Source organism: Salinibaculum salinum, from assembly GCF_037645885.1.
GTDB classification, from domain to species: domain Archaea; phylum Halobacteriota; class Halobacteria; order Halobacteriales; family Haloarculaceae; genus Salinibaculum; species Salinibaculum salinum.
This window is the reverse complement of the sequence record NZ_JBBENW010000002.1, coordinates 440282-464709: the sequence shown is the minus strand read 5'-3', so window position 1 is coordinate 464709 and position 24428 is coordinate 440282. Positions and strand designations below refer to the sequence as shown.

The 24428-nt window shown below is 61.4% G+C and carries 30 protein-coding genes; 13 read left to right on the top strand and 17 right to left on the bottom strand.

What is annotated here, in order from left to right; genetic code table 11:
- The first annotated feature begins 6 nt into the window (after positions 1-6).
- The gene (locus WDJ60_RS05260) at positions 7-786 is read left to right on the top strand and encodes a hypothetical protein (RefSeq protein WP_340098983.1); all 780 of its coding nucleotides are present in this window, start codon (positions 7-9) and stop codon (positions 784-786) included.
- Here the strand turns inward: WDJ60_RS05260 and WDJ60_RS05255 are convergent, their stop codons facing one another.
- The 7 genes from WDJ60_RS05255 to WDJ60_RS05225 form a co-directional block, all read right to left on the bottom strand.
- Positions 787-1443, bottom strand: a complete 657-nt coding sequence (locus WDJ60_RS05255; protein WP_340098981.1) for a helix-turn-helix domain-containing protein — start codon at positions 1441-1443, stop codon at positions 787-789.
- Positions 1444-1484: 41 nt separating this feature from the next.
- Positions 1485-1724 (bottom strand): hypothetical protein, encoded by a 240-nt coding sequence (locus WDJ60_RS05250; protein WP_340098979.1) that lies wholly within the window; start codon positions 1722-1724, stop codon positions 1485-1487.
- 85 nt (positions 1725-1809) lie between these two features.
- Complete coding sequence (locus tag WDJ60_RS05245; protein WP_340098977.1) at positions 1810-3057, bottom strand: RNA-guided endonuclease InsQ/TnpB family protein; 1248 nt, start codon at positions 3055-3057, stop codon at positions 1810-1812.
- 409 nt (positions 3058-3466) lie between these two features.
- Positions 3467-4132, bottom strand: coding sequence for an NADPH-dependent F420 reductase (gene npdG / locus WDJ60_RS05240; protein ID WP_340098975.1), 666 nt, complete (start codon positions 4130-4132; stop codon positions 3467-3469).
- A gap of 43 nt (positions 4133-4175) precedes the next feature.
- Complete coding sequence (locus WDJ60_RS05235) at positions 4176-5084, bottom strand: TIGR01548 family HAD-type hydrolase (protein ID WP_340098973.1); 909 nt, start codon at positions 5082-5084, stop codon at positions 4176-4178.
- Between the two features lie 55 nt (positions 5085-5139).
- Positions 5140-5724, bottom strand: a complete 585-nt coding sequence (locus WDJ60_RS05230) for a hypothetical protein (protein WP_340098971.1) — start codon at positions 5722-5724, stop codon at positions 5140-5142.
- A gap of 150 nt (positions 5725-5874) precedes the next feature.
- Positions 5875-6282, bottom strand: coding sequence for a UPF0146 family protein (locus tag WDJ60_RS05225; RefSeq protein WP_340098969.1), 408 nt, complete (start codon positions 6280-6282; stop codon positions 5875-5877).
- A gap of 38 nt (positions 6283-6320) precedes the next feature.
- On the opposite strand from WDJ60_RS05225, the gene WDJ60_RS05220 reads away from it, so the two are divergent.
- Together WDJ60_RS05220 and WDJ60_RS05215 are read left to right on the top strand one after the other, a co-directional pair.
- Positions 6321-6842 (top strand): archaemetzincin family Zn-dependent metalloprotease, encoded by a 522-nt coding sequence (locus tag WDJ60_RS05220; protein ID WP_340098967.1) that lies wholly within the window; start codon positions 6321-6323, stop codon positions 6840-6842.
- A gap of 116 nt (positions 6843-6958) precedes the next feature.
- Positions 6959-7177 (top strand): hypothetical protein, encoded by a 219-nt coding sequence (locus WDJ60_RS05215; RefSeq protein ID WP_340098965.1) that lies wholly within the window; start codon positions 6959-6961, stop codon positions 7175-7177.
- Between the two features lie 44 nt (positions 7178-7221).
- Here the strand turns inward: WDJ60_RS05215 and arlH are convergent, their stop codons facing one another.
- On the bottom strand, positions 7222-7971 hold the full coding sequence (arlH, locus tag WDJ60_RS05210; protein WP_340098963.1) for an archaellum protein ArlH: 750 nt from the start codon (positions 7969-7971) through the stop codon (positions 7222-7224).
- 40 nt (positions 7972-8011) lie between these two features.
- Positions 8012-8524, bottom strand: coding sequence for a hypothetical protein (locus WDJ60_RS05205; protein WP_340098961.1), 513 nt, complete (start codon positions 8522-8524; stop codon positions 8012-8014).
- A gap of 206 nt (positions 8525-8730) precedes the next feature.
- On the opposite strand from WDJ60_RS05205, the gene WDJ60_RS05200 reads away from it, so the two are divergent.
- The gene (locus WDJ60_RS05200) at positions 8731-9195 is read left to right on the top strand and encodes a CBS domain-containing protein (protein WP_340098958.1); all 465 of its coding nucleotides are present in this window, start codon (positions 8731-8733) and stop codon (positions 9193-9195) included.
- A 131-nt stretch (positions 9196-9326) separates the two neighbouring features.
- Here the strand turns inward: WDJ60_RS05200 and WDJ60_RS05195 are convergent, their stop codons facing one another.
- The 3 genes from WDJ60_RS05195 to WDJ60_RS05185 all read right to left on the bottom strand — a co-directional run bounded on the left by WDJ60_RS05195 (position 9327) and on the right by WDJ60_RS05185 (position 12874).
- On the bottom strand, positions 9327-10436 hold the full coding sequence (locus WDJ60_RS05195; RefSeq protein ID WP_340098956.1) for a class II histone deacetylase: 1110 nt from the start codon (positions 10434-10436) through the stop codon (positions 9327-9329).
- A gap of 303 nt (positions 10437-10739) precedes the next feature.
- A complete protein-coding gene (locus tag WDJ60_RS05190; protein WP_340098954.1) occupies positions 10740-12569 on the bottom strand; it encodes a ribosome biogenesis/translation initiation ATPase RLI in 1830 nt (609 codons plus the stop codon).
- Between the two features lie 2 nt (positions 12570-12571).
- Positions 12572-12874 (bottom strand): EMC6-like membrane protein, encoded by a 303-nt coding sequence (locus WDJ60_RS05185; RefSeq protein WP_340098952.1) that lies wholly within the window; start codon positions 12872-12874, stop codon positions 12572-12574.
- 86 nt (positions 12875-12960) lie between these two features.
- On the opposite strand from WDJ60_RS05185, the gene WDJ60_RS05180 reads away from it, so the two are divergent.
- The 3 genes from WDJ60_RS05180 to WDJ60_RS05170 are packed head-to-tail and all read left to right on the top strand — an operon-like array spanning position 12961 to position 14174.
- Entirely contained in the window at positions 12961-13461 is a 501-nt protein-coding gene (locus WDJ60_RS05180) for a hypothetical protein (RefSeq protein ID WP_340098950.1), read from the top strand.
- Positions 13462-13518: 57 nt separating this feature from the next.
- Positions 13519-13782 (top strand): helix-turn-helix domain-containing protein, encoded by a 264-nt coding sequence (locus WDJ60_RS05175; protein ID WP_340098948.1) that lies wholly within the window; start codon positions 13519-13521, stop codon positions 13780-13782.
- An 8-nt stretch (positions 13783-13790) separates the two neighbouring features.
- The gene (locus WDJ60_RS05170) at positions 13791-14174 is read left to right on the top strand and encodes a hypothetical protein (RefSeq protein WP_340098946.1); all 384 of its coding nucleotides are present in this window, start codon (positions 13791-13793) and stop codon (positions 14172-14174) included.
- A 55-nt stretch (positions 14175-14229) separates the two neighbouring features.
- Here WDJ60_RS05170 and WDJ60_RS05165 read toward each other — a convergent pair whose 3' ends face one another.
- The gene (locus tag WDJ60_RS05165) at positions 14230-15327 is read right to left on the bottom strand and encodes a hypothetical protein (protein WP_340098944.1); all 1098 of its coding nucleotides are present in this window, start codon (positions 15325-15327) and stop codon (positions 14230-14232) included.
- 305 nt (positions 15328-15632) lie between these two features.
- On the opposite strand from WDJ60_RS05165, the gene WDJ60_RS05160 reads away from it, so the two are divergent.
- A complete protein-coding gene (locus tag WDJ60_RS05160; RefSeq protein WP_340098942.1) occupies positions 15633-15989 on the top strand; it encodes a hypothetical protein in 357 nt (118 codons plus the stop codon).
- Positions 15990-16030: 41 nt separating this feature from the next.
- Here WDJ60_RS05160 and WDJ60_RS05155 read toward each other — a convergent pair whose 3' ends face one another.
- The 4 genes from WDJ60_RS05155 to WDJ60_RS05140 all read right to left on the bottom strand — a co-directional run bounded on the left by WDJ60_RS05155 (position 16031) and on the right by WDJ60_RS05140 (position 21277).
- Positions 16031-17725 carry a potassium transporter TrkG gene (locus tag WDJ60_RS05155; protein WP_340098940.1) on the bottom strand — a complete coding sequence of 565 codons (1695 nt, stop codon included), beginning with the start codon at positions 17723-17725 and terminating at the stop codon, positions 16031-16033.
- 1 nt (position 17726) lies between these two features.
- Positions 17727-18410 carry a potassium channel family protein gene (locus tag WDJ60_RS05150; protein WP_340098938.1) on the bottom strand — a complete coding sequence of 228 codons (684 nt, stop codon included), beginning with the start codon at positions 18408-18410 and terminating at the stop codon, positions 17727-17729.
- A gap of 358 nt (positions 18411-18768) precedes the next feature.
- Positions 18769-19209, bottom strand: coding sequence for a universal stress protein (locus WDJ60_RS05145; protein WP_340098936.1), 441 nt, complete (start codon positions 19207-19209; stop codon positions 18769-18771).
- Between the two features lie 166 nt (positions 19210-19375).
- On the bottom strand, positions 19376-21277 hold the full coding sequence (locus WDJ60_RS05140) for a PINc/VapC family ATPase (RefSeq protein ID WP_340098934.1): 1902 nt from the start codon (positions 21275-21277) through the stop codon (positions 19376-19378).
- Between the two features lie 90 nt (positions 21278-21367).
- Between WDJ60_RS05140 and WDJ60_RS05135 the strand changes: the two genes are divergently transcribed.
- From WDJ60_RS05135 to WDJ60_RS05115, 5 genes are all read left to right on the top strand, one after another.
- Complete coding sequence (locus WDJ60_RS05135; RefSeq protein WP_340098932.1) at positions 21368-21622, top strand: hypothetical protein; 255 nt, start codon at positions 21368-21370, stop codon at positions 21620-21622.
- 43 nt (positions 21623-21665) lie between these two features.
- Positions 21666-22322, top strand: a complete 657-nt coding sequence (locus WDJ60_RS05130) for an urease accessory protein UreH domain-containing protein (protein ID WP_340098930.1) — start codon at positions 21666-21668, stop codon at positions 22320-22322.
- 54 nt (positions 22323-22376) lie between these two features.
- Positions 22377-23450, top strand: coding sequence for a M20 family metallopeptidase (locus tag WDJ60_RS05125; protein WP_340098928.1), 1074 nt, complete (start codon positions 22377-22379; stop codon positions 23448-23450).
- Positions 23451-23613: 163 nt separating this feature from the next.
- Complete coding sequence (locus WDJ60_RS05120; RefSeq protein WP_340098926.1) at positions 23614-23904, top strand: amphi-Trp domain-containing protein; 291 nt, start codon at positions 23614-23616, stop codon at positions 23902-23904.
- A gap of 131 nt (positions 23905-24035) precedes the next feature.
- Complete coding sequence (locus tag WDJ60_RS05115) at positions 24036-24404, top strand: Hsp20/alpha crystallin family protein (protein WP_340098924.1); 369 nt, start codon at positions 24036-24038, stop codon at positions 24402-24404.
- Positions 24405-24428 lie beyond the last annotated feature (24 nt).

Here is a 24428-nt window from a genome sequence, read left to right as displayed (position 1 = left end):
ACAACTATGCTCCCAAAGCCGACTCGCCGTCGCCTGCTCATCGCACTCGGCGGCGTCGCAACGGCTGGTTGTACGACCAGCAGAAACAGTGGAGCGGACCCCACAGAGACGACAACCACAGACGAGTCAGAACTCCCAGAGGAGTGTCCGACGACTCAGAATCTCGGTGTCGAGTGGCCCAGCGAACTCGATTCCGAAACCGTCGAGTCGTTCGTCGAATCCTACGAGGCAACCTACTACCGCGAGAAAGTCGTCGGGTACGAATCCGAATCGATGGTCAATTCCTACGAACTTGGCGGACGGATAGCTGAGGGACCGACCGAGGTCGGTGACGGCTACACAGTGGAGTATGCCGGCGGTGGCGGTATCTACAGACCAACCCTCCGACTCATGGGAACCGTCACAGACCAACCCGAAAACGTCGATATCGTGTCTGCGAGCGACATCGACGACGAGACGCTGTCGAACCTACTCGCCAACGCCGCCGAAACAGGAGACGCGACGAGGCATATCGACGACCCTGGCGAGTCGGTCGACGAGTACATCGAGCTGCTTGCGTCGCTCTCGGCAGATTTCGAGGAACTCACTGAACCGAGCGACAGCGACACGCTGTACGTCGATGTCGACGGAACAATTGTCAAACTCACGGCACAGACAACCAACTTCCACGGCGACTACTCGTGGAACGCGTGGTACTACGTCGACGAGAACGTCGTCCGGCGCACTACCGAAGAGGAGACCGAGCCACAGGACGGCAAACTACTCGAATGTCGGTCCGAGCAGTGATTATTCGGCCAACAACGCTCGAAACACCGTCGCCTCGGCTTTTCGAAGGTGTTCGGCAGCCGTCGCCGTCGCACAGTCGAGTTTCTCGGCCACCTTCTCGATTGTCGACTCTCGGGGCACAGCGTAGTATCCGACGGCAATGGCAGTCTCGACGGCCTCGCGCTGGCGAGCCGAGAGTCGTCCGATGGCGCTATCTGGAGTGACCCGCTCGCCGCCGACGCGCTCGACGGTCACGTCGACACCTGGTGGCACCCCCTCGACGGCACCCTGAATGTCACTGTCGGTACCGACGAGCGTGAACGTACTGCTGCCGTCGTCGTGACAGACGACCGGTGGCACCGTCAGGAGCGTGCCGCGGGTGAAGTTCTCGAACAGCGCCCGGGAGGCCGGCCCCACCTCGCCAGAGAGAAAGCAGTAACACTCCTCGTCGGTCCGCGGGAGGAGTGCGTACTCCTCGACGGCATCGTCGTTGGCCAGCACAGCATCGAACTGCTGATAATCGCCGTAAAACCACAGCAGGAAACCCGTTGGCGGTTCGGAGACGTTCCAGTTGACGATGTGAACCCGAGAGAGTGACTCGGCCCCGCGTGTCATCCGCTCGTAGATAGGCGGCAGCGGAATGTCGTGGGGGTCCATCGTAATCCGGACACGCTTCATTGCTCGGCAGTTGGTTCACACGACAAAAAGTGATTTCGGGGCTACGACCCCAACATGACGACCAACGACAATCCCCCGAGTGCAAACCCCGGAACCATCACAAAGAGACCAAAGGCGAGATTCCCAGAGATGCCAATCGTGGTGAGCAGTCCAAACTCGGTTTCTGCGAGAACCATCGCGGGAACGCCGACGAGTGACCAGAGCAACACCACGACGACGCCCCACATGCGAAGCTGTCTGTCTGTCGACCGCTGTGCCTGTCTGGCAGTGTCGTATGCCATCTTGTGTAAACTACCCCACCCTACTCCCTCGGCGCATACGCGCCTCGGTCCTTGAGGGTGGGGCTTTGATGTGGACTCCCGGCAATCAGTCACCAGCAATAGGCCGGTGACTCTCGCCGTTCAACGTCCCACCATTCACACGCAGGTCTACTTCTGCGTCTCCGCTCCCCGACTTGGGCGAGGAACGGAGTCTGTGTGTCCGCTTTCGGGCGTACCGTAGCCCGATATTCTTCGCACCGTTGTAATCCGCGTTCACCTCGTAGCCACACTTCTGGCAACAGAAGTGTTCTCCGTGGCGGTTGTCCTCGTGCGTGAACCCACAATCCGTCCGAGAACAGCGTTGAGACGTGTGGTTCGGTTCGACTTGCTCCACGGAGATGCCCTGTTCGGGCGCTTTGTAGGAGACGTACTCGTAGAGGCGTCGGAACGCCCAAACGTGGTGCCACTTCGCCTGCGGAAGCCGCTCTCGAATATCGGTCAACTCCTCGAACACAATAACGTCGCAGTCGTGTTCGACAGCTTCCGCGACAAGTTCGTTAGCGACCGTGTGGATGTACTGTTTCCGCCACGCTTCTTCGCGCTTCCCGAGGCGAAGCAAGGCGTTGTGCGCGGCTTGTGTGCCGCGCTGTTGCATCTCACCACGCCGCTTCTCAAACTCACGGCACCAGTGGTCGTAGTCGTCTCCCTGCCAGAACGTACCGGTCGAGGAGACTGCCAACGAGTTGACGCCGAGGTCGATACCGAGGACCGTTTGGTCGGGGTGCCCGGTATCTTCCGAAACCTCTGCGTCACCGTCTATCCGCCGCGTCGAGAGTTGGATGTAGAACTCGTCGTCCACCGCGTCGTATCGAACCGTACTTTCGCGGAACTCGTAGTCCTCGGAGAGAACGTACCGCTCGTAGGGCGTCGGGCTGTCTGCCGGGAGAACGAACGATGGTTCTACCCGCCCCTCGACGGTTGCCAGCGACACCTTGTTGCGGTAGAAGGTCGCGCTCCGTGCGTCGTAGTCCATCGTTTCAGCGGTAAACGTCGGGCAAGAGACACGCTGCCCTTTCTTCCACCGTTCGACACACGCTTTGACGGCTTCGACGGCGCGTTTGATGGCGGCTTGGACGAGTTGTGCCTGTAGGTCTGTCTCCTCACGAAGTTCGGAGTAGAGTACGTCACGAACCTGTCTCTTGTTGGTTCTGCACTCGGTGTAGGTGGTGTCGGACCAACAGTAGTCGGCGGTTCGGTTCGCGCAATACAGGTACTGCTCGGCAGTTCGGTGGAGTGCATCACGTTGCTCGTCGGAAAGGTCGAGTTTCACGACGGCAGTTCGACGCACGTCCATAACTTCAGAGAGTCCCTGACGGTACTTATACATTCGGGAGTCAGTCGGTCGCAGTATGCCGGTTGTGTCGTACCATGTCGGTTTCCTCTCCGGCCTACTCACTCCCTTTGCTACGCTTCGGTCGCTCCTTGAGGCCGGAGGCTCCACCTCGAAAAACGCTGAATCGACCAGTAGAAATTGCGGTGGCGCAGCGCGCCTTCCCGCAATAGCGAGCTACCCAACAGTGGGAACAGTCAGAGCTGCCGTGTGATGCGGTGGCCGTGCGGGGCCGTGCGGTTGCGGCAGCCATTCCGATAGCATCTGCGAGCGCGCTACCGCGCGCGAGCAGCCTTTTTCACTATGTTTTTTCGCCGAGTGGTCCGGTGCGCGCTCGAAGAGCGCGCCCGAGACCCGACGGCGAAAAAAGTAGTCAATGGAACTTGACGCCCAGGTCGTGCATCCCCTCGTTGTTCGCGGCGAGGTTGATGAGCAGCGGCGTCATGGATTCGACTTCACTGGCGTTGGCGAGGTCACCGGCATCGAGGGCGCGAATGCCGTCGATACCTTCCGCGAGAGCGGTGACGGTGTCTTTGGCGTCCGCATCGTCGGAAACGATGGGAACGTCCCAGTCGAGGTCCGCATCGAGGTTGGCGAGCTTGCCCGCCGCGAGGTTGTGGAACGCACCGACGATGGGTACCTCGTCGGGAGCGGCCTTCGCGGCGAGAGCGGTGACGCTGCCGACACCCGGCGGGTTGTAGTGGACGCCGGATTCGTCGCGCTGCATCCCGACTGCAGGCGAGACAAGCACGGCGTCGCCGATCTCGTCGGCAACGTCGTCGATAGTATCCGAGAGATAGTAGGCGGGCACCGAGAGGACGATAACGTCGGCTTCGGCCGCGGCTTCGGGGTTGGCCAGGCCAGCGATGTCGACGTCCTCGTCCCGGCTGGCCAGTTCCGTTTCGTACTCGTCGGCTTTCGTCTCGGCTTTCTCGGCCTCGCGAGAGCCGATGATGATGTCGTGGTTCGTGTCGCGCGCCCAGCGAAGCGCGAGTCCCTGTCCGATGTCTCCAGTACCGCCGAGGAGTGCAATCTGCATACACGTAGGTTGGCCGAACGCCGAATAAACGTTGGCGTTCCGGTCAGTCCAACAGTTCGGAGAGGTCGTTGACCGAGTCGATGACGGCCGACGCGCTGGCCTGTTCGTACTTTTTCCGTCCGTGCGCGCCGGTGAGTCCGCCGGTGAGGACACCGACGCCGTGGTAGGTTCGATCGTCGACCTCGCCCGCGTTGACCGCCGTCCGAACGTCGTCGAGCGTGTCACCGACGAACGCGATGCTGTCGACGGACTGCGTCCGACTACCCGAGGAGCGCTGCTCCTCGCTGTCGGCATCGAAGCGCTCTGCCAGCGTCACCAGCGCGGCGGGGTCTGGCTTCCCGTCCTCCCAGTCGTCCATCGTAAAACGGTGGTCGTCGGGGACATCCAGCCCGACGCGCTCCAGCGCGATGTCGGCCTCGGCAGCGGGGCGGCCAGTGAGCACGCCGACGTGGAACCGCTCCTGGAGCGCGTCGATCGTTTCGGGGTCGACGATAACCGGCTCGTCGTGGATGAATCCCGGCGTGTCGAGGCTGGGTTCTCCGCCCTCGATGTCCCGGTAGAGGTCACTGCCGAGGTAGAGCTGCTGGAACACGTCGCGAAGTCGGTCGGTGTCCCACTCGGCGAACACTCGCTCGCGGTCGGCGGGGGTCAGTTCCTCGCTGACGACGGCACGGGCGGCGTCGAGACCGCCGCCCATCCCCTGAACCGCGTCGGTGAACTGCGACAGCGACCGGTCCATTCCCTCGCGGCGGGCGAGGAGATAGAGCGCGGCGGCGTACGTGAGCTCCCAGTCGTTGTTGAACCCCCCCGCGTCTTTGAACTGCTGGATATCAGCGCGGGCGATGGTCTCGCCGTAGACTCGCTCGACGGACTCGACGATTGCGCGGCGGTAGGAGTCGGCCACGTCAACGAGCACGCCGTCGACGTCCAGTACCACAGCATCGACGTTCATTATGGGTGGAGAAGACCCCGACGTTCAACTAATTTGCGAGAACCGTTTCCGCCAGTCACTGCTGGGCGTCGCTTTCGGCCGACGACCCGGTCGGTGTGACCGCGTTTCCACGATACGTGACGCGACTCGCGCCGTCGTCGCGGTCCAGTTCCTCCGGGTCGTCGCGAATTCGCCTCTCGATAAACGCGGCAGCATCGGCCAGCAACGAATCCGGTGCGCTCCGTTCGACCCAGCAGTGGTACGCTTTCCGTGGCGTTCGCAATTCGAGTCGGTTAGACAGCAGTCCCGAATGCGGCGAAACGGACGCAACAGCACGGTGTGGGACCGAGATGACCTCGTCGTCTGCCTCCTGCCCGACCAGACAGAGCGTCCGACGACCGGTCACGAGCACGACAGTCCCTCGCTTCTTGTCGGGAGTCGTCGTCCGCCGCTTGGTTCCCAGTCCGATGCCCTTCTTCTGGTTCGTCAGCACGTACGCCGGCGCTTCGCTCTCTTCGAGGTGCGCGACCGGTGGCTGACCGGAGAGTCGCCCCGACTGGAACTGGCGCTCCGTCCCCGCGAGAACGTCCGTCGTAACCGAGGGATGAGATGCCATCTGCGCCAGCAGGTTCGCACGCGTCTGTCCGGGTTGCTCAGTCATGCACCATCACAGTCGGCTTTAACCACATCTCCGCCCGTTGAGGACACAATCCATCGCTGTCAACGAGTAGATTTACACGAGTGCCATAAAATACGTTGTTGTCGTGCCAATATCTGCGAGAGCGGTGGGTTCCGCATTCGTCGAAGATGACTACGGTGTTTCGGTGGGGCGACTGTCGAACACAAAGAGCGTCTCTCCCGGAAGCGTCTCTCGACGGACGGGAATCGTCGGTGGGTCAGCGCCGAGCGTCGTAAACAGGAACGCGGCGTCAATCGCGCGAGCGAGGTCAGCAATCGGACGATGGAGTTCCGGCGGACAATTGAGCGCATAGATGGCGTCGGCGTCGGCGTAGACCGAGTGGTCGGGGTCGGTCACGTCGTCACAGACGAACGTCACACCATCGGGGACCGACCGCTCGGTGATGTCCGTCGCCGTGACAGTTACGCCAGCATCGGCGAGTGTGCCAGCGACAGCCGGTTGGTGGCCAACACCGACCTCGACGACAGTATCGAACGCAGCCAGTCGAGCAGCGATCGCGTCGATAGTAGCGTCCCGCACGCGAGATTTTTATGTGAGTCCCCCACATATGCGTTGGCATGCACGTCGACATCGTGCCGGTCGGCGAGGTCAACGCCGTCGTCAAGCGGGAAGCCTCCAACGGCCTCCGGACGGTGTACGACTGTGACGTGACCGTTCACGATCCACAGTCGATACCCTCGGGGTCGTACGACACCAGTCGGGAGCAGTACCGCGCAGAGGAATTTATCGACCTCGCAAAGCGAATCGGGAGTGGTGATAAAAACATCGCCATCACCCCGAAAGACCTGTTCTATCACCGGCGCAACTACGTCTTTGGCCTGGCCTATCTCGGCGGGAGTGGGTCGGTCATCTCCACGTATCGCCTGCACACCTCCTCCGACGGCGGCTTCTCGAACCGCTCGCCCGAAGACATCTTCTCGGACCGCGTCCGCAAAGAAGTGGTCCACGAGATCGGCCACACGCTCGGACTGGAACACTGCGACAACAAACGCTGTGTGATGAACTTCTCCCCGACCGTCCGCGAAGTCGATGTCAAAGAAGAGACGCTCTGTGGCTCCTGCCAACGAAACGTTCTCTGAGAGTCGTTTCTGCCCGACTGCGACATCAACATCCGGCCGCACTATTGCGGTTTTTGAAGTTCCAAACTAGTTGGGTAGACTACCTATATCCAATCGCTCCAAAGGTGTATTTGCACATGAGTCAGAGCCAATCACGCAGAACAGAAGAGCTCGCAGACGTCTTCGTCGCCGTCACCGGTGACGAGGAAATCACCGAACCGCAGGACGATGAAGGGGACAACCGCGAACTGCGCGGCGAGAGTCGAATCGACGAGGCTGTGGCGGACGGCCTGGACGAAGCAATCGAGGGAATGGAAGCCGACACCGGCGACCCCGGTGACGTCAGCGGAGGCTAACCACCCCCTCTCTCGGCGTCTCCGTCGTCCCGTTCGTCCCTCCCTCAAACGACCCGCCTGTTCTCGACGACGAGACCGATACCCGGCCGGATGGAGAAGGCGATGCTGTCGTCGACCTGCTGACCCATGCCGACGAACCGCCTGACGTCGATACTACGTCGGACACTCCTGCCCCCGGGCGTGACGGTCAACTCCAGTAGGACGTCAGCAATAGCACGGAACGGCTCCAGTGTCTCTGCCGCGAGACCGCTTGGATCGACGGTGAGAATAACCGTTCGCTCGCCGCGAGCGACGCGCCGGAAAAACGAGATGACCTGCTGGGCCGCCCGACGGCGGTCAGTCTGTTCGGCCAGCACGTCGAAGGTCGGGTCGTAGCGAAGAATATCGCCGAACGTATCGAGAATCGCCACGTCCATCTCCCACATCCGCCGGGACGAGGTCAACCGCGAGAGCAGTTGTGGCGGCTCGCCGTCGCTATCGAATCCGGAAAGGTCGCCGAAGAGATAGAGCAGCCGACGGTCGAGTATCGCTCCGGTCACGTCGTACGACAGCGACTGCATCTGGTCGAGAAAGGCGCTGACGGGTCGTTCCGTCGAGAGATACGTTACCTCGTGGGACTGCTCGGTGAGGCCGTAGGCAATCCGCCCGGCGAGCGTGCTCTTGCCCGTGCCGTACGGTCCCTCGACGAGAACGACGCTGCCCTTCGGGAGCCCACCACCGAAGGCTCGGTTGAGCTGGTCGTGGTGGGCCAGGCCGAGCGAGTAGAGGCGGCGCTGCCACGGCGTGGAACTCATCGGTCGATACTCGACCGCAGGCGGCAAGAAAGCTTGGGGGTCATCCGGTGAGCTGTTCGAGACGGTCGGTCGTCATCGCGTAGCACGTCCGGATGGGCCCGTCGAGCATCGCCTCCGAAGCACGGAAATGAATCGACCGCCCGGGCTGGATGAGCGCCTCCTCGGGTACGTCGACCGCCTCGGGGTGGCCCCGAACCAGTCTGGCGGGGATCTCCCACTCGAACTCACCATCGGCAGTCTCGACCAGCGGCGTCGTCGCCACCGCACGGTAGTGTTCGCGGTCGAGGTCGTTGTTTGCCATCACCAGCACGCACGCATCTTCGCGGACGTACCAGTGGACCGCTTCGTCCTCGGCCAACTCACCCGCAAAGAGCGCGTCGGGGAGCCGCGGCGGTGTCGGCATCGCGTCGGTCGGTTCAGTGTCGATATCCGCCGACGTGACCGCTGGCCGGTCGATACGCTCGATATCCTCGGGGTCCGACACCTCAGGTGTCGGCGACGGATGTTCCCACTCGCCACTCTCCTCGGCGACCGATTCGGGGTCCTCGTCCATCGTCTGTACGTTAGCCGACTGCGTAATAAGGGTAAGCTCTCTGGCCAGTCACTCCCGAACCGAGGAGTCATCACGGCGATTGGGTTCGCTACCGCCGCACCGCGACCGCAGCGATGGTGTCGAACAGTCGCACCCAACTCTCGTCAAGGAACAAAACGACGGACTCACGTCGGAGGTTTATATTGTGCCCGACACAACATACTATCATGAAGATACAAGACCTCGTTCAGACGGACGTGGTGACAGTCTACCTCGACGACAGCCTCCTCGATGTCGCCACGGTGTTGCGAGAAGAAAACGTCGGCAGTGCCGTCGTCCTCGATTCGCACGACAAACCACTCGGACTCGTCACCGACCGCGACCTCGTGGTCTACGGACAACACTTTGCCGACGAACTCGAAGACACCGCGGTCAACGAGGTGCTGTCGCTGACTGCGTTCACTGTCGATCTGGATACGGAACTCGATGAGCTCACCGCACAGATGCGCGACGAGAGCGTCCGACGCGTGCCAGTCACCGACAATGGCGAACTGCTCGGTATCGTCACACTCGACGATATCATCGTCCACCTGGCCGACAGACTGGACAGCCCGGAGCTCGAAGATCTGGCGGCAGTTATCGAAGCAGAATCACCGTCCCAGGAGCCCGAGACGGACACGGATACGGTATAGAACACCACACGGGTGCTATTTATTACAATAGCGCAGGTGAACGGTTCTCAGCCAGGAGGCGGAACTGGAGGAGGACCAGTGTCAGCCACTCGAATGTGAGAGTCACAGCTCCCGAACTGTGAGACGGCTGTTCACGAGTTCTGGAGAGCGATGTCCAGTTTCTCGGCGGCGTCGTCGATGACAGCTTCCTGATGGGGTTGCAGCCCTTGATAACCGAGTTCTGCGAAAATCGGCATGAACGGGTCTTCGATATCACTCCGCTCTCCACGTAGTTCCTCGATTATAGCAAGACCAGAAAACGGAGCGTATGCGGACGAATATCCGCCTTCGTGGACAGCAACGAGGCGACCGTCGCAGTGCTCGTCTGCAGCAGCCAGCAGTTGGCGGGTTAGCGTTCGATACCCCTCAGAATGGAGCATCATCCGACCCAGCGGGTCGATTGCGCCGCTATCGACGCCGGCCGCGAGATAGATGAGATCGGGGTCGAACTTGTCCAGTGCTGGTAACACGACCCGCTCGAAGGCTGTTTCGTACGCGCCAACGCCCGAACCAGGGGGTAGTGGAACGTTGAGATTGTACCCTCGACCGTCGCCCTCGCCAACCTCGTCAACGGCCCCCTCACCCGGCGGGAAGAAGTTGTCCTGGTGCAGGGAGATAGGGAGGACAGTGGGGTCGTCCCAGAACGCTTTCTGGGTGCCGTTTCCGTGGTGGACGTCGAAATCGACGACAGCGACACGCTCTATATCACGCTCTGACCGAGCGTGCATCGCTGCAAGAGCGATATTCCCGAAGATACAGAATCCTCGTCCGATGTCGCTCTCGGCGTGGTGACCCGGCGGTCGGACGAGCGCATACGCGTTGTCGACGTCCCCGTCGAGAACGGCATCGGTCGCCTCGATGACGCCACCGGCCGCCAGCCGAGCGATGTCGTAGCTGTCCGGACCAAAGGGCGTTAGGTCACCGGCGTCGCCTCCGGACTCTGCGCTCTGTTCGGCGATCTCGTCGACGTACTCGGGCGTGTGAAAACGGAGCAACTCCTCGAGGGTCGCCTGTCGCGGCTCGATCTCCTGAAGCGTGTCGAGAACGCCGCTGAAATCGAGCAGGTTGTGCAGTCGCCGCTTCGGTTCCGGATTCTCGACGTGCGTGTCGGGCTGGATAGGGCCACCCGCGGGCAAGAATGCCGCGGCACTCCCCGTATCGTGCCACATGTACCACTCGTCCCAGACGAATCCGGTCCTCATCTTCGGACCCCTCCCTGGCTAATTCGACGGAGTGAGTGTCTTATCGCGTTTGTTTCCGCCGCCTGTTGTGTGGTTGTCATACACAACCACAGTTGTTTCACTATGGTATAATATTTTGGCCAATTAAAGAGTATATAATTTAGCTGAGAGCGACTTCAAAGTCATAGGCTACGACAGGTGTGCCGAAACACCGACCGTACCACAGTGGCTAATCGAGAGAGGAACGACTGAATGTACAAGTCGGATGGTTCTCCGGAGAATAGTCCAGCAGCAGTTTCTCACAACCCGTAGTACGATGTTCGCTTATGGCGCGTAGTAGTACTCGCCCTTGTTTTTCTGTTCGCGATCGAGTTGACTGTCGGGTTTGTTGATGCGCGGCCGGGAGGTCCGCTCGTCCCGGCGGAAGGTGATGTCGAGATTCGAGAGGAACTCGTTCATCCCCTCGCGCATTCCCTGTGGCGGCGCGGCGTGGCCGTGCTCGGCGGGTTCGCCGTCGAAGACCAGCAGTCGGTCGGCGAGCAGGTCGATCATGTAGATGTCGTGGTCGATGACCAGCGCCGTCGCGTCGTGGTTCTCCGCGTAGCGACGGATGGCGCTCGTCGCCAGCACCCGCTGTTCCACGTCGAGGTGGGCAGAGGGTTCGTCCAGCAAGTAGAGGTCGGCGTCCTCGGAGAGACAGGCCGCGATGGCGACCCGCTGGCGCTCACCACCGGAGAGGTCGGTGAGGTTCTGCTCCATCACCGCGTCGAGCTGGAGCGGCTGGGCGATTTCGGTCGTCCAGTACGACGAGCCAAAGTCGCTCGTAATCGAAGAGAGGAAGGCGTCGACCCGCATCGGCTGGTCGATGTCGATGTACTGCGGTTTGTACGCGATGTCGAGGTCCGAATCCAGACTGCCTTTGTCAGAGTCGAGTTTGCCAGCGAGCAACTTCGCGAACGTCGACTTCCCGATACCGTTCGGGCCGACGACGCCCAGGACCTCGCTCTCGCGGATAGTCCCGGCCTCGACTTCGAGTGAGAACTCACCCTCGCCGTAGCTCTTGGTGAGTTCGGGGTACTCGATAACCACGTCGCCCGTCGAGATAGAGCGCGGGGCGTGTTCCTCGAACTCGATGTTCGTCTCCCGGATGCGCATGTTCTCGTTGTCGAGATACCCCGAGAGGTACTCGTTGATGCCGCCTTTGACCGATTTCGGGTCAGTGATGACACCGAAGGCCCCGGGCTGGCCGTAGGCGACGTGGATGGCGTCGGCGAGCAAGTCCAGAATTGCGAGGTCGTGTTCGACGACGAGCATCGAGCGGTCCTCCTCCTCGGCGAGTTCGCGGACGAGGCGCGCGGCGGTCATCCGCTGGCCGATGTCCAGATACGGCGTAATCTCGTCGAGGAAGTAGAAGTCGGCGTCGCGGGCGAGCGTCGCGGCGAGTGCGACCCGCTGGAGTTCCCCGCCAGAGAGCGTGTCAATGTGCTGGTCGACGACCGGTGCGATACCCAGCCGTTCGACGAGCGAGTCGAGAACGCCCCGCTCGTCGGTCTGCTCGAGCAACTGACTCGTCGGGCCGTCGAACTGGTCGGGAATCTGGTCGACGTACTGCGGTTTGCGTGCGACAGTCACGTCGCCATCGCGCATCGACTCGAGATACTCCTGCAGGGCGGTCCCGCGATAGGTGTCGAGAATCTCGTCCCAGTCGGGTTCGGTCCCGATCTGGCCGAGGTTGGGTGCGAGTTCGTCCGCGAGGATGCGGACGGCGGTGGTCTTCCCGATACCGTTCGGCCCCAAGATTCCGGTGACGCGACCCTCCTGTGGGGCGGGCAAGCCGTAGAGTGCGAAGGCGTTCTCGCCGTAGCGGTGAACCGGGTCGTCGTCGAGTTCCTGTGGCAGGTTGATGATTTCGATAGCGTCGAAGGGACACTTCTCGACGCAGATACCACAGGTTTCGCCGAGACAGATTTCCTCGGAAATCCACACCTGGTCGTCGCTGCCCTGGTGTGGTTCGTCCTCCTCGTAGTGTTCGTCGCGGGTGACGATACACTCCTTTCCGGTTCGGTTGGGCGGACAGAAGTTCGCACACTCGTAGCTGCAGCGGTCCGGTTGACAGCGGTCCAGGTCGACGACTGCGATACTATCGTCCGCCATTGTTATTGGAGTCCGCCAGTGGTCAGCAGTATGCCCCAGGTGATGAACCAGAGGACGAAGGTCATGAACCCGATGTAGAGGTGGTCTTTCGTGGAGAAGTCCGAAACGTCGACGCCGAGGACGCGCAACAGCGGAAGCTGGACGAGGAACGCCGCGCCGAAGAACAGCAGCCCGACGGTGTCCTCCGGTCCGCTCGCGACGAGGGCCGCCCCCACGCCGGCGAGCATGCCGAGGACCGTCGCGACGGTCGTGACGGTCACCCCCCGGAGGTGCGGGCTGAGTCCGTTGCCCGTTTCAGTAGCCATGTGCAACTCTGGACGACGCGGCGTAAAAAGGAGTTCGTTCGGGAGCGACGAGCGATTTATGTCGCGGCCGCCAATCGATGACAGCAATGGGAGACGACGGGTCCGGTTCGGAAGTCGACGATACGCTCGACACCGCAGAGTCGGCCGACGGGACGACGAACGGGACCGCTCCGTTCCTGTTCCTGCTCGGGCTGGTCGGCTTTCTGGGCTCGGTCGTGGCCTTTTTCGGGGATCTGTTGACCGGCTACGATATCCTCCGAAGCCTCCTCATCAACGCGGCGAGTGCGGCTCTGCTGGTCTGGTGGGCGGCGACGGACACGCTGACCGACCCCGAATCGAGCGTCGACTCTCGGGGTGGAGCCGCCGGGACCGGACTGCTCTTGCTGGGGCTGTATCTCGCGCTTGGTGCGGCTGTCGTCGGCGTGACGAGCCCGGTCCACGACCGCTTCGACATCGTGCCGTGGGCAGCAGGGCTCGGCATCCTGCTCGTCGTGGCGGGCTTTGTCGTGCTTCCCCGAAAGACGATACTGACTGCTGACGGCGACGACGAGTCAGCGACCACCACCGGAGAGGAACCGGACAGTTGAGCGGCGTTCAGTCCAATCCCTCAATCTTTATACAGCCGGCGACCCCACCATGAGTCGATGACAGATTCCGACGGGGAGGAGATTGCAGACCTTCCGCCGAGCGCGAAGCTCGTCTACAAGGTTCTCGAATACAACGGCCCGCTCACCCAGAAGGGTATCGTCGAGGAGTCGATGCTCTCTGCCCGGACAGTCCGCTACGCTCTCGAACGTCTCGACGAAGTCGGCGTTATCGAAGAGGACGTGTATTTCGCCGACGCGCGCCAGAATCTCTACGAGATTACCGACGAGGCCGCCGAAGCCGAACCCGCCGTCTCTGACTGACTGTTCTCATGCACGTTCAGGGTGTCGTCGAGGCCCACGACGGCCAGTCCTGGCTCGGCTACACCGACCTTCCACATCTCCCGCTCACTGCCTGCCCACCGGTCTTCGGCCAGCCGACGCCACCAGCGGGCGACGCTATCGCACCCGACCGCGGCATTCCCGACGAGTACAGCGACCTGCTGGGCCAGCGTTATTTCAAGGATTCCTCCTCGGTCTACGGCGACACCGGCCCCTGGCGACACGCCATCGGCGAGACGTGGGTGCGCGCTGAGGAACTCTCCGACAGCATCCGCGCCGACGAGCGCTGGTCGAGTGTCTGTGACGCGCTCGCGCCCGCCGAGGACGAGTACGGTCCTGCGAACGTGCGACTCGTCGTCTGGTTCGAAGACTAGTCGGTGAGATCCAGACACACCGACCGCACGTCAGGGCGTGCGCTTCCGAGAACGCTCACTCCGGGTGATACCGCTCACGGTGGACGACCTGCGATTCGCCGTCGACCGTCGTGGTGACGACGATTTCGTCGCCCTTCGGATCGATGCCGACGAAGACCCAGCTGTCGTCTGCAGAGGTTTCCAGCGCGACTTCCTCGCCGTGGACCGTCGATCTCGCCGTGACCTCCCGGCTGCCCTGGTTGCCGGTAAAGGTCACCCGCGCTCGCATCTCGCGCGGTGAGTCGTCGGGCGCTTCTTCGTAGGTGATTTCGTCGACGATTCGTTCGGACGGGGGATACTGCTCGCGGTGGACGACGCCGGATTGGCCGTCCACCGTCGCTGTGACGACGATCTCGTCGCCCTCCGGGTCGGGGTACACGTCGACGTAGGTCAACGTATCCGGCGTGTCCGAAGAGCGCGAAGAAGTGGCGGTTTTCGTCTCCACGGCCACGCTATCAGCAACGAGGGAATCGACGAAGTGGACCCGAGCGCGGTCCTCCTCGGTATCGAACGTAACGTCGTCGACGACCCGAGCCTCGAAGTGGGTCGGCTCGTCGCTGGCCGGTTGAACGTCCTGGGCGAGGATGACCCACTCGTCGTCGTGGGTGACGGTCACGACCAGGAATTCGGTTTCCTCCCCATCGGTAGTAGTGAACGTCGTGTCGACGACTGCCGTCTGTTCGCCGTCGAGTGCGTCTTCGACGGCCTCGCGCTCGATTTCATCGCTCAACCGCAAGAGCGGCGCCGTAAGAACCAGCTCGGGCGTCACCTCCAGAGAGCGGGTCTCCGTCTTGACGGAGTCGAGTTCGCTGTCCTGTGACAGCAGTTCGTCCGCCTCCTCGTCGCTGAGATTATCCGGATGGAACGGGTGAATCGGGTGGAAGTACTCCCGCATCGCGGGTGGGTCCTCGACGCGGACTTCGATCGACTCGCGGACCATTTCGGTGGGTGAACCGAGTTCGTCTCCGTCGTCGCCAGGTGTCGACTGGCTGTCGGGCGTGGAGGTCGGTGTCCCGTCATCACCTACTTGCGAGTCGATACAGCCGGCAAGAGTCGCGAGACCGGCGAGTGAGAGACCGCTGAGATAGCGGCGGCGTGTCGTGCGGGGAACCATTGCACTCACTCCTTCCGACGAACGTACCGTTAAACCGAAACGTCAGTTTCCATCGAGGCAACTCGGAGAAAGCTTTTTAACGGCGTATCATAGAACCGTTGCCAATTCCGTGCTGCTCATCCGTGAGTCTTCAATACAGGGTACCTATTTAGCACGGTCAATTCAGCGATAAGCGAGGATACAGATTGGTCGATACGGTGGGTTTAGTGAGCGGCCGATACAGTACCTACGACCCCCAAGAATATGCATTTCACTCACCCCATATTCTCAAACCAGTTATATGCATTCAGACTAAATTCTCAGATATGACTGACTTCTCAAAAGGACCAACGCCTCCAGAGGGATTGCCTGACCAACTCATTGCGGACTTAGCGGAGTTGACCCCTGACGAACTCCGCAAAACGATTATTCACGCCCAAGAACTGCTCCAGTTCCACGAGGAAACCGAATTCCCCATCGAGCCAGAGCCCGGCGACGATATCCTCCGCGTCACCGAACACGATGGGTACACGGAAGTCGTGAAGCAGGTCTACTGTCACGAGGGCTGTGACAACTGCCCCCACGGCCCTTTTCTCTACCACGTCACCGAAGAACCACATCCAGACGGCGGGACACGAACCCATTGGTCATTTATTGGTGAGGCAAAAGTTAACCAGGACTGACTGCCACTTCGACCCCATCGCTCCTGATTCGTACCGGGTCATCATGGGTTCAGGCCGGACATCGCAGCCCGGATGAAAACGAGCACTGGAATGATCTCCAGGCGCCCGATCCACATGTTGAGGATGAACATCCCCTCGGCCAGGGGCGACATCGTTGGCCCGGTAATTCCCGAGGACAGGCCGACATTACCCTGCGCGCTGGCGACTTCGAACAGTGCGTCAGCGTAGCCGAAGTCGGGTCCGGCGACGTTGATGAGAACGATACTGCTGGTGACGAGAATGAGCAGCCACAGGAGCGTGACAATCGCGGCTTCACTGAATTCGCGTTCCATCGCCTCACGGTCGAGCGTGCGGTCGCCGATGCGGGCGGTGACGACAGCGTTTTTCGGGAGAAACACCCGAGAGAACTGCCAAATAATGCCGCGGACGATTGTGTACCCGCGGATGATCTTGATACCGCCCACAGTCGATCCGGCAGCACCGCCGAGTACCATCGCTCCGACGACCATCACCTTTCCACCGGCGAGCCAGCGCCCGATTGGAGCCGACTGGAAGCCGGTGCAACTCAGCGCGCTGATCCACTGAAATGTCGAATCCCGAATTGCATCGAGTTGTGCTCCATCGAGGGACGGTATCGAGAATGGCAGGAACGACTGCGTCGCAAACGCATCAGGAGCTGCCGAGACGGACAACACGTTCTGAACTGAAAGGACGACGACGCCCGCTGCGAGGAGAATCAACAGCCATCGCGTCTGAAGATCCGACGCGAGTTCGCTCACCTTTCGGTCTCGAAGAATAATGTAGTGGATGGGGAACGCGATAGCACCCAAGATCATAATCGGGAGGAGAACGGTTTCAACCAGCGGGGAATTATACGTCGCAATGGAATTGTCGGTGACGGAGAACCCGCCGGTCGTGAGGCCGGTCATCGCGTGGTTGAGTGCCTGCCAGGCGACCTCCCACAGCGAGAGTGACTCGGCGTAGGCGCTGTCACTTGCGGAGATTGCACCGAACAGCAGGACGAACGCCAGGAGCGTGTAGCCGACGACGAGTTTCCAGACCGTCCGGACCGTCGAGACGACGCTCGGGTGGATTTTTTCCTCGCGCGCTTCGCTCTGATAGAGCGCGTAACTCCCGCTGCCGGGGCGGGAGAGAATCGAGACCGTCAGGACGATGACGCCGACGCCACCGACCCACTGGATGAACGACCGCCACCACTGCATCGTTCGCGGCAGGGACGGTTCGTGGATAGCCATCGTCAGGCCGCTCCCCGTCCAGCCACTCATACTCTCGAAAAAGGCGTGCAGCGGATCACGAAAGTACGCGAGACTGGACAGTGTCGTGGTGCCACCAACTTTGATCGGTTCCCACGCGCTCGTGTCTGCACCGGTGGGGACGAACGTATCCATGACGGCTGGTGGTGTCAACCAGGCAGTCAGGAGGAAGGGAAATGCGCTGAACGTGGCCACCATCAACCAGCCGCCAGCGGCGATGACCATCCCGTGTTTCATCTGCGGGGGTGGGGAATCGGCAAACGAGCGGTTGGCGAGGCCACCAACACCGGCAGTCACGCCACCTGCAATAAAAAAAGCGAGTGCAGCGTGATACTCCCGGAAGCCGAGCGCGATAACGGTCGTGATGGTCATCAGCCCAGCTTCCATCAACAGCAGCGAGCCGATGTCTCGCGCAATAATCCGCAAATCGGTCGGGAGTAGACCGCCGTTCCGTCGAGACATATCAGCTGTGATCCTCGGCGTGACCAAAAATGTCCGTCACTTCGGGTGTCGCTCCTTCACCTGAGTAGACTGTGAGGAGATCACCTGCCTCGATGCGCGTGTTTCCGCGTGGGGTTATTGGCTCACCTTTGCCGTTGCGTTCGATGGCGACAATCAGTGTTTCGCTGCCGATGAGTCCCTCTTTGTTGGCCTCTTGCAACGTTTTGCCCTTGATGGGTGCATTTTCTTTGACGGTGATTTCGAACACTTCTGCCTGTTCGCCAATACGCATGAAATCGACAATAGAGGGGCGCTTAACGGCCCGATAGAGGTATTCCGCGATAAGATGCTGTGGGTTTTGCATCGTGTTGACGCCGATCTGCCGGAAGACGCTCATGTGCTCGGGGTTGTGGACGACCGAGACGATATCCGGAACGTCGAGTTCCTGTGCCAGCAAACAGACCATGATGTTCGTCGCATCTTGGTCGGTGGTCGAGATGACGGCATCTGCGCGGTCGACTCCGGCATCCTCCAGGGTCTCTTTCGAGGTAGCGTCATCGTGGATAACCAAGCAATCGTATTGTCTCGACGCCCGCTCGGCCCGGTTCTCGTCGCGTTCGATGACGACCACTTCGTTGCCGCCGGCTGTTGCAATATCGATAAGTGGTGTCCCGATGTCACCAGCCCCAACGATGACGATATACATGTTTCCCAATGTTCAGAACGGATGATTGAAAGGCTACCGTTCTTGTTCTCTATCAGTAGACAGGAGGACAAGATCTCGGATTCAGTCAGTCAGCACAGGCGACACGTCCCAAAGAGTACACATTGATCTCGGCGCTGGTTCGTCTACGAAAATTAATGAGTGTTGGCGAAGGAGGGATAGCATACATGGGGTTACTCGATCTCATCCGCCACGCAGGTGATGGAAATGACGGTACCCTGCATGAGTGTCGGGATTGTGGTCTGACAGTCGATCCAGACGACGATGTGTGCCCTGAGTGCGCTTCGACTGAGATTGCGTGCTACACGTTTCAGTAAGACAGACAGCGCAGTCGCACGGGTTACGTTTTTGTATCCGTGCGAGGCAATGCAATGACCGGACAGTCTGCTTGAGTGATGAGTTTGAGCGAGCGGTCGCCAGAGAGAAACTGCAGGATTCGGTTTCCGCTGCGAGAGCGGTATGCGATGGCACTGGCATCAACCTCAGCAGCCACATCAAAAATCGCTCCGACAATATCCCGTGCGTATGCAGTGTGATCGTCGGCGGTGGGGAAGACAGTACGAACAGCGGCGTATGACTCTTCGGCCACTGTTTCGGATTGCTCAACTGGCGTTTTATCGGGCACGCCATCCCCCTTTTCAACGACGTGGAGGGCTGTTACGTGGTTGGGGTCATACGGTTTGAGTCCCTCTGCCGTCGTTCGGGCATCCTCTTCGTTTGCGACCGGCAGAAGAACATGTGTGAGGAGGTCACGTTCACTCGTACCGTTGTCACTTTCCATATTCGAAACCAGGTGCGCGCATGTGTTAATGATTGTCCAACCTACACTCCATTCGCTCACTAAGCATGCTCAATGAGCAACCGTCCTGACCGGGTAATCCAATCGACTATCGATAGAACGATGTTTCTCTGACGCGCTCTCGTGAATTAAATCGGCAGGAAACGCGCTACGACGGGACGACAGTAATCGTCCGCCCGTGGTCGATGGCCGACTCCAGTTCTTCTGCGATGGCACTGCCGCGGGAAACCTGAATCTCGCCACCTCGCGAGACGGTCGCGGTAAAGAGGTATTCGCCGTCGGCCTGCACCTCGACGGTGTCGCCGGCGTGGCCATCCATGGGCACGATAACGTGGCGACTCGTAATCTCGGGGACAACCGTCTTGCCCGCCATTCCAGCGCTCTGGCCGCCGCCGTCACCGCTGTTGCCGCCGCCGTGACTCTTCCCGCCGGGTTTCTCGGCGAAGGTCCGCACGTCGATGTTGATACCCAGGCGACTCTCCACGTCGGAGATGCGGCCGCCGCCCTTGCCGATGACCCCGGAGATGTCGCGTTCCTCGACCCAGACGATAGCGGTTTCGGGGTCCCGGAGTTCGACTTCGACGTGACCCTGCGCGATAGAGCGGATCTCCCGCTCGATTTCCTGTTTCGCGATGCGGTCGACGCCGCTGTCCGTGCCGGGACCGCCCTCCTCCTCGCCGATAGGGACGGTGACGACCTGTCGGTTGAACGTATAGATCTCGTAGGCCGGCTGGTCCGTCTCGAAGTCGGTAATCATGATGACCGGACGGGCGAGGTCCTCCTCCATCAGCCCCTCGGGCACCTTGACCTCGGTGTGGACGTCGTAGACCGTCTCGACTTTCCCGTCTTCGATGTAGACGACGGTGTCGACGACCTGCGGAATCAGGCCGAGTTCGACGCGCCCGATGAGTCGCTGGAGCGCGTCGATTCCCCTGGTGGCGTGGACGACCCCGACCATCCCGACGCCCGCCAGCCGCATGTCGGCAAAGACCTCGAAGTCGTCGGTCTTTCGGACCTCGTCGTAGATGGTGTAGTCCGGCCGGACCATCAGCAGCGAGTCGGCCGTCTTGGACATCTCGCCGCCGAGTGCGGTGTACTGCGTGATGTTCGGGCCGACCTGGAGGTCCCGCGGTTTTTCCATGGTCTTGACGGCGTAATCCGAATCGGCGAGGAACTCGGCGACTGCCTGTGCGAACGTCGACTTCCCCGCCCCGGGCGACCCGGAGATGAGGACGCCGCGCTGGCGTTCGAGTAGCCGGTCGCGGAGTTCGTCAGCGTGTTCGTAGTCGTCGAGGTCCGTCTTGACGATTGGCCGGACGGCCGTGATCTCCAGTCCGTCCGAGAAGGGCGGGCTGGCGATAGCGATTCGGTCCGTGCGGAACTGGATAATAGTCATCCCCGGTTCCGAGAGTTCGACGAAGCCGTCGGGGCTGGACTGGGCGGCCTCCTCGATGTCGGCGATGTACTCGCGCATTTCGCCCTCTGTGAGTGGCTCCTCGGCGACGGTCTGGTAGTGCATCTCACCGATGGCGCCGCGTTTTGCCATCGGGGCCATTCCAGTCTTGAGGTGGACACTCATCGTCTCGTCGTCGAAGAACTCCTCGATAGCGAGGTGGTCGACGTCGCGGCTGCTGGGTTCGACCTCGATGACTCGGATGCCTTTCGCACGGGCGACCTCCGCCTGCACGTCGTCGCTGGTCAGCAGGGTCGCGCCGCGGTCCTGTGCGATGTCGCGGATGAGCGCGTCGATTTCGCCTTCACCGGCCTCGCGCTTTTCGAGTGCGTCCGGCCGGCGGCCGACGTACTCCACGTCGATGGTCCCGTCTTCGTCGAGAGCGACCAGCCGCTGGAGTTCTTCGAGTCCCTCCCAGCCGGTCTGGCGGCCGTCATTTGCCTGTGATTCGAGTTCACCGACGACTGCTTCCGGCACGACGATAGTCCCCCCGGCGAAGCCGGTGCCGACCGCCTCTGAATCGGGGTCGGCGTCAGCCTCAATTTGCTCGGACACGCGGCCGTCGATGACCACGCTCGTGTCCGGTACGATTTCCATACCATCTCTTGGCTATGTCCACAGATAAGCGCCCTGATGCAATCCGGGAGACAGAAGGCTTATCGGCCTGGTGTCGGCATGCCCGCATGCATGTCCCCGCAACAGTCACCTCCAACACCCCTCCCGATTGCAGCGTACATCGAAGACGGTGCCCGAATCGGCGCTATCCTCTTCATCTGGGGCATCATCAGCGCGTTTTTCACCTACGGTGTCAGCGAAATCGGTGGCACCGGCAGCCTCTTCGAGACTATCGGCCCCGGCATCGGTGGTATCGTCGCTATCACTGGGCTGTTGAACGCCATTCTCTACGTCTGTTATCGCGCAATCGACTACTGGCGGGTCTGACGGTTTCGACGGAATTATGCGAGACAGTCCAGTCCGGACAGACATGTCTCTGACCGCCGCAGCGGCCGTCGGTGGGGCAATCGGTATCACCCACGCGCTGGAGGCCGATCACCTGGCCGCGATGGCGACGCTCGTCGACGAGAAACGAGCGGGACACATCGGCGCATCCTGGGGCATCGGGCACACTGCCCCCATTCTCATTCTCGGCCTCTGTTTCGTCGCGCTGGGCATCCAGTTGCCTGACCAAGTGACCACAGCCTTCGAAGTCGTCGTCGGTGTCGTTCTCGTCTACTACGGTGCTCGGCTGGTTGCCGACGCCGCCGGCGTGAGGCGGGAAACACACAGCCACGACGGCCCACTCCACCGCCACCTCCAGGTCGCCGGCCTCTCCCTGGGCCTGACTCACGGCCACCTCGATAACGAATCTGCGTTCGTCGGCGTCCTCCACGGACTCGCCGGCAGCGGTGGACTCGTCGTGGCGATGGCAGCCACTGCCGGCAGCCCGGACGCCGCACTGGCCTTCCTGCTCGCGTTCGGCCTGCTGACGACGATCACGATGACCGTCGTCGCCGCCGTCTGGGGTCGCACGCTCGGCACCGGCCTGACCCGCGTCCTGAAAGGCATCGGCGGCGTTCTCGGTGCAGCCATCGGTGCCGCGCTGGTCGCCGAAGTGCTCCTCGGGATTGCGCTCCTCCCCTGACTCACACTCGAACGGTCCCGTGAGCTAAAACTATCTGGCCGCTCACCGACCGATATGGACACGCGCGAACTCACCCGCCAGCTCGTCGCGATTCCCAGCCACGACGACGAACGGCGGGCCGGCGACCACATCGAAAACTGGCTCCGGAACCAGACCGACGCCAGCGTCGAGCGAGACGAGCACGGCAACGTCATCGCCCGTCGAAACACCGGCGCGGACACCTCACTAGCTCTTGTCGGCCACCACGACGTGGTGCCGCCGGACGATTCGCAGATTGCGGACGGCGAATATGTCCTCGAGGAACGGGACGGCCGCCTCTACGGCCGCGGGAGCGCGGACATGAAGGGAGCCGTCGCCGCGGCGATGGTCGCCTTCCGCGACGCGACCGACCTCGACTGCGAACTCGTCTTCGTCTCCTTCGTGGGTGAAGAACAGGGCGGCGTCGGTGCGCAGGCGGCAATCGAAGCGGAGTTCGCGCCGGACTACGCCATCGTCGGCGAGGGGTCGACCGGCTACTCCGCACCAGGGACGACTGACGTGGCTGTCGCCCACAAGGGACGCCGGGGGTCGACCATCACTGCGACCGGCAAAGCCGCCCACGCGAGCGAAGTCGAGGCGGGAGAGAACGCCATCTACCACGCCAGCGACGCTATCGACGTCGTTCGAGGACTCGATTTTCCGACGACAGACGTGCTCGATCACGACCTGTCGGGGAGCGTTGCCGTCACGGAAATCGAGGGCGGGTCGGCCTGGAACGTCATCCCCGAGGCGTGTTCGGTGACCGTCGACGAGCGGACGGTGCCGGGCGAGCGTGCGCCGCTGGAACGAGTCGAAGAGGTTACCGGCGTCTCGTGGTCCGTCGACCAGGACCTCCCGCCGATGGCGTGTGACGACGCCGACTTCGCAGCGCTGGTGGTCAGTGCCGCAGACCAGGCACAGAACGGAGAACCAGAGCAAGTGGTCAAGCCACACGCGACCGACGCGGGCTGGCTCGCACAGGCGGGCACGACCTGCATCGTCTGTGGCGCGGCCGAACCCGGCGAGGCCCATACCGCCGACGAGAGCGTCTCCTGGGACGTTGTCGAGCGCTGTGAGCGCATCTACCGAGTCGTCGCCGAGCAGTTCTGAACGCCGGAATCGGGCGTTTCGAATCCGGGTCGACGGGTTTCGGAGGTGGAGAGACAGGGAAATAAACCAGCGACCGCGATATCAAACAGCAGCCAACCCGGAACAGAACTGAGGTTCGAACTCGAACCACACCGTTTTATTTTTGGCCGGCCTAAATGGGACCATGTCGGAGACAGATTCTGAGGAAGAGCGCACAGTCATCAAGACAGGTCGAGATTTCGAACAGGAGTATCGGCTCTCGGCAGCCGAAGCCGGCGAGTTTCTCGTCGCCATCGGTGAACAGTTACAGGAAGGCGATGAGCTCACCATCGTCGAGGACGAGTGGGAACTCCCCTTCTCCTTCGGCGAACCCGTCGAATTAGAAGTGGAGTTCGAGGGCGTCGGGGAGCCAGAACTCGAAATCGAAGTCGAAATCCCCGGAAAGACCGACGAATCGGCGCCAAGCGTCGAGTAATCGGCCCCATCGTCGCCGGCAAACCCCGCCGCGACCCGCCATAGCTTCGTGATTTGTCACCAAATGTCAATATTCGTGACTTTTTTATAGAACCGCGCACAATCATCAAATGGATTCAGAGGTGACCAGCCATGGCACTCCCGCGAACACCAGCCAACTCGTGGTTGCAGAGCCTCGACTTCCCGAGCCAACTCCTCGAAACAGGCAGCAACGACTACGAACTGTACGAGGAAGACGACGAGTTCGTTCTCAGCGTCGAGATGCCGGGATTCGACCCGGAAGAGATCGCGGTGACGTGGGACGACGGCGTTCTCAACATCGCCGGCGAGCACGAAGACGAACGGCGCGGTGAGCGGAAGACCTACCACCGACGGTTCCGCTTCCCCAAGCAAATTGACGACGACGGCATCGGTGCCGAGTACAACAACGGCATCCTCGAAGTCCGCCTCCCCGTCGAGACCGGTGCGACGACCCGTGGCAAGGAAATCGAAGTGCAGTGAGTTCTCTCACTGTCAGCCAGGAAT

Bases quoted from the DNA above. Each gene is read 5' to 3' on its own strand.
- WDJ60_RS05205 (WP_340098961.1), bottom strand. From the start codon at position 8,524: ATGGACGAGGACCCCGAATCGGTCGCCGAGGAGAGTGGCGAGTGGGAA.
- WDJ60_RS05255 (WP_340098981.1), bottom strand. From the start codon at position 1,443: ATGAAGCGTGTCCGGATTACGATGGACCCCCACGACATTCCGCTGCCG.
- WDJ60_RS05235 (WP_340098973.1), bottom strand. From the start codon at position 5,084: ATGAACGTCGATGCTGTGGTACTGGACGTCGACGGCGTGCTCGTTGAC.
- WDJ60_RS05145 (WP_340098936.1), bottom strand. From the start codon at position 19,209: ATGGAAAGTGACAACGGTACGAGTGAACGTGACCTCCTCACACATGTT.
- WDJ60_RS05180 (WP_340098950.1), top strand. From the start codon at position 12,961: ATGGGAGACGACGGGTCCGGTTCGGAAGTCGACGATACGCTCGACACC.
- WDJ60_RS05115 (WP_340098924.1), top strand. From the start codon at position 24,036: ATGGCACTCCCGCGAACACCAGCCAACTCGTGGTTGCAGAGCCTCGAC.
- WDJ60_RS05250 (WP_340098979.1), bottom strand. From the start codon at position 1,724: ATGGCATACGACACTGCCAGACAGGCACAGCGGTCGACAGACAGACAG.
- WDJ60_RS05120 (WP_340098926.1), top strand. From the start codon at position 23,614: ATGTCGGAGACAGATTCTGAGGAAGAGCGCACAGTCATCAAGACAGGT.
- npdG (WP_340098975.1), bottom strand. From the start codon at position 4,132: ATGCAGATTGCACTCCTCGGCGGTACTGGAGACATCGGACAGGGACTC.
- WDJ60_RS05130 (WP_340098930.1), top strand. From the start codon at position 21,666: ATGTCTCTGACCGCCGCAGCGGCCGTCGGTGGGGCAATCGGTATCACC.
- WDJ60_RS05195 (WP_340098956.1), bottom strand. From the start codon at position 10,436: ATGAGGACCGGATTCGTCTGGGACGAGTGGTACATGTGGCACGATACG.
- arlH (WP_340098963.1), bottom strand. From the start codon at position 7,971: ATGAGTTCCACGCCGTGGCAGCGCCGCCTCTACTCGCTCGGCCTGGCC.
- WDJ60_RS05200 (WP_340098958.1), top strand. From the start codon at position 8,731: ATGAAGATACAAGACCTCGTTCAGACGGACGTGGTGACAGTCTACCTC.
- WDJ60_RS05155 (WP_340098940.1), bottom strand. From the start codon at position 17,725: ATGTCTCGACGGAACGGCGGTCTACTCCCGACCGATTTGCGGATTATT.
- WDJ60_RS05230 (WP_340098971.1), bottom strand. From the start codon at position 5,724: ATGACTGAGCAACCCGGACAGACGCGTGCGAACCTGCTGGCGCAGATG.
- WDJ60_RS05175 (WP_340098948.1), top strand. From the start codon at position 13,519: ATGACAGATTCCGACGGGGAGGAGATTGCAGACCTTCCGCCGAGCGCG.
- WDJ60_RS05190 (WP_340098954.1), bottom strand. From the start codon at position 12,569: ATGGCGGACGATAGTATCGCAGTCGTCGACCTGGACCGCTGTCAACCG.
- WDJ60_RS05160 (WP_340098942.1), top strand. From the start codon at position 15,633: ATGACTGACTTCTCAAAAGGACCAACGCCTCCAGAGGGATTGCCTGAC.
- WDJ60_RS05185 (WP_340098952.1), bottom strand. From the start codon at position 12,874: ATGGCTACTGAAACGGGCAACGGACTCAGCCCGCACCTCCGGGGGGTG.
- WDJ60_RS05220 (WP_340098967.1), top strand. From the start codon at position 6,321: ATGCACGTCGACATCGTGCCGGTCGGCGAGGTCAACGCCGTCGTCAAG.
- WDJ60_RS05125 (WP_340098928.1), top strand. From the start codon at position 22,377: ATGGACACGCGCGAACTCACCCGCCAGCTCGTCGCGATTCCCAGCCAC.
- WDJ60_RS05260 (WP_340098983.1), top strand. From the start codon at position 7: ATGCTCCCAAAGCCGACTCGCCGTCGCCTGCTCATCGCACTCGGCGGC.
- WDJ60_RS05165 (WP_340098944.1), bottom strand. From the start codon at position 15,327: ATGGTTCCCCGCACGACACGCCGCCGCTATCTCAGCGGTCTCTCACTC.
- WDJ60_RS05140 (WP_340098934.1), bottom strand. From the start codon at position 21,277: ATGGAAATCGTACCGGACACGAGCGTGGTCATCGACGGCCGCGTGTCC.
- WDJ60_RS05150 (WP_340098938.1), bottom strand. From the start codon at position 18,410: ATGTATATCGTCATCGTTGGGGCTGGTGACATCGGGACACCACTTATC.
- WDJ60_RS05215 (WP_340098965.1), top strand. From the start codon at position 6,959: ATGAGTCAGAGCCAATCACGCAGAACAGAAGAGCTCGCAGACGTCTTC.
- WDJ60_RS05245 (WP_340098977.1), bottom strand. From the start codon at position 3,057: ATGGACGTGCGTCGAACTGCCGTCGTGAAACTCGACCTTTCCGACGAG.
- WDJ60_RS05170 (WP_340098946.1), top strand. From the start codon at position 13,791: ATGCACGTTCAGGGTGTCGTCGAGGCCCACGACGGCCAGTCCTGGCTC.
- WDJ60_RS05135 (WP_340098932.1), top strand. From the start codon at position 21,368: ATGTCCCCGCAACAGTCACCTCCAACACCCCTCCCGATTGCAGCGTAC.